This is a genomic window from Peribacillus sp. P4_D6, from assembly GCF_056401795.1.
Genome location: NZ_JBFUIQ010000184.1, coordinates 1 through 5,551, shown reverse-complemented (window position 1 = coordinate 5,551; position 5,551 = coordinate 1). Strand labels below are relative to the sequence as shown.

The following is a 5,551-nucleotide window of genomic DNA, read 5'->3' as shown; positions in this document are numbered from 1 at the left end:
ATACAGAAGAAATGGCGAATACCATTGCAGAAGGAATCACAGAAATCAGTGATGTGAGTATCGAAAAGGTAGATATTATGGATGGTCCTGAAGCTTCCATGCTTGAAGATTACGATGGAATCATATTAGGAGCATATACGTGGGGAGACGGAGAGTTACCCGATGATTTTTTAGACTTTTATGAGGATATGGATCATATTGATCTAACAGGAAAGAAAGCTGCGGTATTTGGTTCCTGCGATTCATCTTACCCACAATATGGTGCAGCCGTAGATATTTTGACAGAAAAATTAAGGGAACAGGGCGCTGTTATCGTCCTGGAAGGGTTAAAAGTGGAACTAACCCCAGATGATGAGGATATTAAAAACTGCCAAAATTTTGGGAGGGAATTTATAAAGAATAGTTTTGTCACTTCAATATAGAATTTGAAATTTTATGAGGAGAGAGAGGTGAAGGGAATGATCGGTAGGGAACATCGGATTTCCATTGCTACTTTAACTGATTATCATTTACAGGATTTTATAAGATGTCCTTATCAATTTTACTATTTTCATATAGAAGGAAAAACCACCAATCAATCGGATTGGAGGAAGATGGTTCAATTTGTGGTTAATCAAGTTGTAAGTCGATATTATAAACTTCCTCCAAAAAGTCAGACGACTAAGAAGGTTTTGGAGTTCATAGATGATCATTGGAGTGCCATTGAAGTACGTCAGTTCGAGTCGAAGATTCATTATTATAAGGCTCTTGCTAATATTACAGATCATTTACTCCAATGTTTAACTACTGAAAGAATTGAAAATCCACCTTTGTTTTTATATGAAAAATTTAACATGAATATGGATGAGTTGGGGACCGAACTTTCCTTAACTTTTGAAGTGGCAGAATGGTCAGGCAACTCATTCATCATAAAGAAGTATTTAGTTGATACAGATGAAGAAATGAATCTTTTATTTAATAATATGATTTCGGTATTTTGTAAAAAGGCATTTGGTCAATTACCGGAAAGAATAGAGATATACTCGCTTATGGAAGGTAAAAAAGAAACATTTATACCGACCAAGAAGGATGTTTCTGGTGGATTGGAATACCTCAACATGATCAAGAATCTTTTACAAGAACCCAAAAAGTATTTGAAAACGGATTCCTTAGCAGTTTGCAAAAGCTGCTCTTACCAAAAAAGATGTTATGAAGGAATTAATATAAACCAAGAAAGATTTACTAGTCAAAAATCGTGTTAAAAAAACTGTAATTTCAATCTGTATTATTACTAATTATAGTTTATTAAAGAGAAAAGAAGCGTTCCTAGCTTTTGCCTAATTAACTGAATCAGAGAAATATCCTTCCAAAAAGGTTTTGGAGGGTTATTGGGCATGGCCCAAAATAGTGGAAAATGAAAATTTTAGAGTAGGATTTGACATGCTATTTTTAACGAGGGCTGTTAAAGCAACCATTGTATTAAGCAAAAAAAGAATGAGATTTGAGCGTAAAAAGTAGAATTGTCTATTTATTACATTTTGTATTCCAAGAATAACCTCGACAGAATATAAACTCAAAACCAAAATCAAAGCAGTTAAGTCATAATCAAATCATTAAAAATGGAAAAAAATAGATTATTAAAAGGAAATTCCATACTTTTGTTGAACATGAATATTGAGGAACATTTTAATTGTTTGGAATTGTAATCGTTTACATCTAAGCCTTTAACATATTTTATTTGTTCATGGTAGTAATTATCAGTAATAAAAGAATGGAGGTTAACCCATGGTTAGCACGATGGCAATCAATAAGGATGATTCCCGTTCCTTTCTAACGGAAGAACACCTATTATTTAAACAATCAATTCGTGAATTTCTCGCCAAGGAAGCTGTCCCCTTTTATGATCAATGGGAAAAAGAGGGGGAAATACCTTACTCATTTTGGGAAAAGGTAGGAGATAATGGATTTTTATGTCCATGGATTGAAGTGGAATTCGGTGGAATAGGAGCAAATTTTGGATATTCTGTTGTACTGGCAGAGGAATTGGAGAGGGTGGGTTCAGCCTTGGGGGGAATATCCATTCATTCTGATGTTGTAGCCCCTTATATTGCTTCATTCGGAACAATAGATCAAAAACAAAGATATTTACCAAAGTTCATTACAGGGGAAATGATTTCTGCCTTTGCATGGACAGAGCCGGAAATGGGATCGGAATTAGCTGATATTCAAACCACAGCCATCAAGAAAGATGGCTATTATCTTCTCAATGGAGCCAAAACGTTCGTTACAAATGGCTTTAAAGCTGACTTCATGATAGTAGCATGCAAAACAGATCTAAATGCTGTTCTTCCMAAGGACGGAATCAGTCTACTGCTCATTGATAAAGATACACCAGGGTTATCACGGGGTAGAAAGCTTAGTAAACCAGAACAGGGAAGCCTAGGTACAGCCGAACTATTTTTCGATGATGCTTCAGTTCCAGTTGGCAACCTCCTTGGGGAGGAAGGGAAGGGCCTTTCATATATCATGCAAAAACTGCAGCAGGAAAGACTAATCTGTGCGATCAGTTCTATAATGGCAGCAAAAGACATGCTTCACTTGACGATGAATTTTATAAAAAGTCAAAAAGCTATTGATAAGAAAAGAAGTGCATTTAAAAATGCACAGTTTACCATCGCTGAAATTGCGACAGATATTCAACTGGGAAGAACGTTTATTGATGGGTTGATCTGTAAACATATGACTGGGGAGAATATCATAACTGAAGTATCGATGGCTAAACAATGGGTAACGGAGATGTCTAAGCGAATATCTGATAAGTGCATGCAGCTGCATGATCGTTACGGAAGTATGGGTGACGATAAAATTGCCCGGCGTCATCGGGACATTTCTTTGCCAACATTATTTACAGGGACAGATGAAACTATAAAAACCCTGATTGCTAAAAATATAGGATTTTAATTCATTTTTAATACTATAAATCTATCAAACTGCCTCAGTTAAAATGGGGCAGTTTTTTTTACAATTTTTTCAATATAAATACAATGAACTAGTTTTTTATAAAAAATGGTTTAAACAGTTTACCTTATGGGTACAAGAGACTGTGCATATGAAAAATTAATATTTTTGTAAAATTTGTAATTGTATGCGAATGATGGAGGTGCTTTTTATGTTAAAAATCGAAAATGTATCGAAAATCTATAAGGGAGGAAAGAAAGCTGTAAAAAATATATCATTGGATATTAAAAAAGGGGAGTTCATTTGCTTCATTGGTCCGAGTGGATGTGGAAAGACAACGACAATGAAAATGATTAACCGTCTTATCGAACCATCTGAAGGCAAGATACTTATTAATGGTGAAAATATCATGGATAAAGACCCAGTCGAGCTTAGAAGACAGATTGGGTACGTTATCCAGCAAATCGGCCTTTTCCCTCACATGACCATTCTTGAAAATATCACCCTCGTTCCAAAACTTCTTAAATGGAATGAACAGAAGAAAAAGGAACGCGCACTGGAATTGCTTCAGCTTGTYGATATGGGACCCGAATACCTGGAAAGGTATCCCTACGAATTGAGCGGCGGACAGCAACAAAGGATAGGCGTTCTCAGAGCGCTTGCGTCCAATCCTCCACTCATTTTAATGGATGAACCTTTTGGCGCACTAGATCCAATCACCCGCGATGCCCTTCAGGAGGAGTTTAAAAATCTGCAGCGCACACTTGATAAAACAATCGTTTTTGTTACGCATGATATGGATGAAGCCATTAAGCTAGCCGACAGGATCGTCATCTTAAAGGCTGGTGAAATCGTCCAAGTGGGAACACCGGATGAAATCCTCAGAAACCCAGCCAATGAGTTTGTTGAAGAATTCATCGGCAAAGATCGTTTGCTTCAAACAAGACCCAATGTTGAGTTGGTTGAACAAATCATGAGCCGAAACCCAATTTCCATTACAGAGGAAAAATCCCTTACCGATGCTATTACGATAATGCGCGAGAAAAGGGTCGATTCTTTACTTGTGGTCGATGAGCAAAATGTTTTGAAAGGGTTCGTAGATGTTGAAACGATCAGTGAATATCGAAAAAAAGCTAAATTTATCAGCGAAGTCATCAATACTGAAATCTATTCAGTGAAACAGGATACTTTAATCCGTGATTCCGTTCAAAAGATTTTAAAACGAGGTTTCAAATACGTGCCTGTAGTTGACCAAAATAAACATTTGGTCGGAATTGTCACTAGGGCTACATTGGTCGACATCGTATATGACAGCATTTGGGGAGAGGAAGAAAATCAAGTGGCAGAAGTAGTAGAAATGTTTTAGGAGGTGTAAGAGATGGAAACAATGCTCGATTTTTTACAAACGAACTGGCAAGAATTGATTTTTAAAGCATGGGAGCACTTATATATTTCCATGATCGCTGTTTTCCTTGGAATAATAGTCGCTGTACCACTAGGGATAATGTTGACACGAATGAAAAGGAGCGCATCGATTATAATCGGAATTGCGAATATTATGCAGACATTGCCAAGCTTAGCGGTTCTCGCCTTTTTCATTCCTTTCCTTGGCGTTGGGAAAACACCCGCAATCATTGCGTTATTTTTCTATTCCGTTTTACCCATACTCAGGAATACATACACAGGCATTAAAGGAGTAAATGAAAATCTGCTGGAATCCGGAYGGGGCATCGGGATGTCAAGCTGGGAGAGGATTCGTCTGGTAGAATTCCCGCTTGCACTTTCCGTCATTATGGCTGGTATCCGTACGGCTTCCGTCTATTTAATTGGATGGGCCACCTTAGCTTCCTTTATTGGAGGCGGTGGCTTGGGAGATTACATTTTTATCGGTTTGAATTTATACCAAACAGAATATATCATCGCTGGTGCAGTTCCGGTAATCATCATGGCTATCCTGGTTGATTATGTATTCTCGATCATAGAGCGAAAAGTCGTACCAAAAGGCTTGAAAGGCATGAAGGAAGTTGCTTGAGGAGGATTACCATGAATAAAAAAATAAGAAATACAATTTTAATGGCTCTTATCGTTTGTGCATTAATGATCACCGGCTGTTCTTTGCCTGGTTTAGGGTCATCATCTGAAACAACTGTAAAGATCGGTGCCCAAAGCATGACCGAATCCGAAATCCTGGCGAACATGATCGCTCAACTCCTTGAAAGGAATACGGAACTTGATACGAAAATCATCAAAAATCTAGGTTCGAATTTCGTTCAGCAAAAAGCGATGGAGACCGGTGATATAGATATAGCCGCAACTCGATATACAGGGACTGATTTAACGAGTGTCCTGGGACAGGAAATCGAAAAGGACCCAGTAAAGGCGATGGAAATTGTTCAAAGGGAATTCAAGGAACAATACGGGTTCAAATTTTTTGATTCTTATGGATTCGATAACACATATGCCTTTACGATTTCAAATGAATTGGCTGAGGAAAATGGGTATCAGAGAATATCGGATTTGGAAAAGGATGCAGATAATTTAAGGTTAGGTGTGGATAGTGCTTGGCTGAAAAGAAAAGGGGATGGTTATAAAGGATTCGTCGATACATATGGAT

General features: G+C 37.5%; 6 protein-coding genes. All 6 read left to right on the top strand.

Features of this window, described 5'->3' with window-relative positions:
- Window positions 1-422, top strand: a 422-nt coding sequence (locus AC1DVB_RS24840; RefSeq protein WP_477591433.1) for a flavodoxin, incomplete at its 5' end; no start/stop codon positions are given.
- Between the two features lie 27 nt (window positions 423-449).
- On the top strand, window positions 450-1,241 hold the full coding sequence (locus tag AC1DVB_RS24835; RefSeq protein WP_477591431.1) for a hypothetical protein: 792 nt from the start codon (window positions 450-452) through the stop codon (window positions 1,239-1,241).
- Between the two features lie 523 nt (window positions 1,242-1,764).
- On the top strand, window positions 1,765-2,940 hold the full coding sequence (locus AC1DVB_RS24830; RefSeq protein ID WP_454861291.1) for an acyl-CoA dehydrogenase family protein: 1,176 nt from the start codon (window positions 1,765-1,767) through the stop codon (window positions 2,938-2,940).
- Between the two features lie 208 nt (window positions 2,941-3,148).
- Window positions 3,149-4,303 carry a betaine/proline/choline family ABC transporter ATP-binding protein gene (locus AC1DVB_RS24825; RefSeq protein WP_239861319.1) on the top strand — a complete coding sequence of 385 codons (1,155 nt, stop codon included), beginning with the start codon at window positions 3,149-3,151 and terminating at the stop codon, window positions 4,301-4,303.
- A gap of 12 nt (window positions 4,304-4,315) precedes the next feature.
- Window positions 4,316-4,969 (top strand): ABC transporter permease, encoded by a 654-nt coding sequence (locus AC1DVB_RS24820; RefSeq protein ID WP_477591428.1) that lies wholly within the window; start codon window positions 4,316-4,318, stop codon window positions 4,967-4,969.
- 11 nt (window positions 4,970-4,980) lie between these two features.
- A partial coding sequence (locus AC1DVB_RS24815) for a glycine betaine ABC transporter substrate-binding protein (protein WP_477591426.1) occupies window positions 4,981-5,551 on the top strand: 571 nt, incomplete at its 3' end.